We start from the raw sequence: 1,399 nt of genomic DNA, 5'->3' as shown, positions 1-1,399 counted from the left end.
TTTGGGAGGCTGGAGCTTGCCGCACGGCTGCAAAGCTCGCGGCCAAATGCGGAGGACTGAAAGCTGGCGAGAGCCTGGCCGAAGCGCACGTTGCGAGAGAACAACCAAGCAAGAACCTAACGCTTGAGTTGAGCGGCGGCGGAGCCGTCCGCCTCGAACGAGTAGTTAGGCGGTGCCACGGGCAGACCGCCAGGCTTGCTGGTTGTGAAAGGCGTAGCGCCAGAGTGCTACGCCTTGCGGCACGCAAACGAGTGCTGCGCCAACAACCATGCTAAGCACTACCAACGAACCCGATTGAACCCCGAGCCAGCCGGCTGGCAAGACGCTGTAGCCAACCTCGGCTATGAAGAACACGAAATAGACCACCCAGAACGTGCGCCACCCAATGATCGTGCCGCGTAGATACCCCCACAAGCCGACAACGCCATATCCATTGAAGATAGATAGGACAAAGTCAGGAATGCCATGAAGGTCAATGAGCGAGCGGACCCACGACCAAGCGATAAAGGCGAAATAGAGCCACCAAAGAACCCTAAGTGTTCGCAAGCTGCTACTCCCTACCTTCGCCTAACGCTGGAGTTAAGCGGCGCGCGGTACGCGCGTCCGCCTTGAACGAGTTGTTAGGCGCCGCGCGGGATACCGCTAGCGCCGCCCATTTGATTGATCTTTGCGTCGAAGGAGCCGAGAAGCCCAAGCAAGGCATCGGCTTCTTCCACGCCATCCAGGTTGCGTACTGCTACCGCCGCAACCTGGCTTGATTTGGGCAGATCGTTAGCGGCAACCGCTGCCCGGGCGTTGGGAAGGAAGACCTGGCCTAGCCATTGTTCAAACGCGATGTGGCCGTAGCCGAAAGCAGATGAGACGCCGGTGATGGAGGCGGGGTTGCCGACGAGGTATCCGAGCCTTCGAAGCTCTACTTCAATCGCGTCTAGTAGGTCGCCTAGCGGAGAGCTTTGCATTTCAGTGCCTAACGCTGGAGTTAAGCGGCGGCGAAGCCGTCCGCCTTGAACGAGTTGTTAGGCATTACGGTATCACGCGAGTTGTGTGAACAAGACTATTCACGGCTCGCCGTCATCTCGATATAAGAAATGGTAGCCGCGAGCAGCCCTGACCAAGCAGAACAAGCTGATACCAGCAGATGCTGCGACGAGGAGCCAGGCCTTTGCTACCGCAAAAACAACCGTGAGCGCTAGACTAAAAGCGCCGATGAGGGCAAGGGTTGTCCTCATGACGCTACTAATAGGCACGCGTTCTCGGTAATTCGTCATTGAGCCTAACACCCGAATTAAGCGGCGGCGCAGCCGTCCGCTTGAATGAAGAGTTAGGGGCTTGCGCTGCGCCATGTTTTGGGCGACTGCACCGAACGAGCGCGAACCCCACCGAACGCAACGCTAGCAGC

1 protein-coding gene is annotated in these 1,399 nt (G+C 58.2%); it reads right to left on the bottom strand.

What is annotated here, in order from left to right:
* Positions 1 to 620: 620 nt before the first annotated feature.
* Positions 621 to 959, bottom strand: a complete 339-nt coding sequence (locus AAIL17_RS18195; protein WP_424684238.1) for a YqcC family protein — start codon at positions 957 to 959, stop codon at positions 621 to 623.
* Between the last annotated feature and the right edge of the window lie 440 nt (positions 960 to 1,399).

Source organism: Frateuria sp. YIM B11624, from assembly GCF_049727805.1.
Taxonomy (GTDB): Bacteria; Pseudomonadota; Gammaproteobacteria; order Xanthomonadales; family Rhodanobacteraceae; genus Frateuria_A.
Note: the sequence above shows the minus strand (reverse complement) of the source record. Positions and strands in the feature narration are given on the sequence as shown.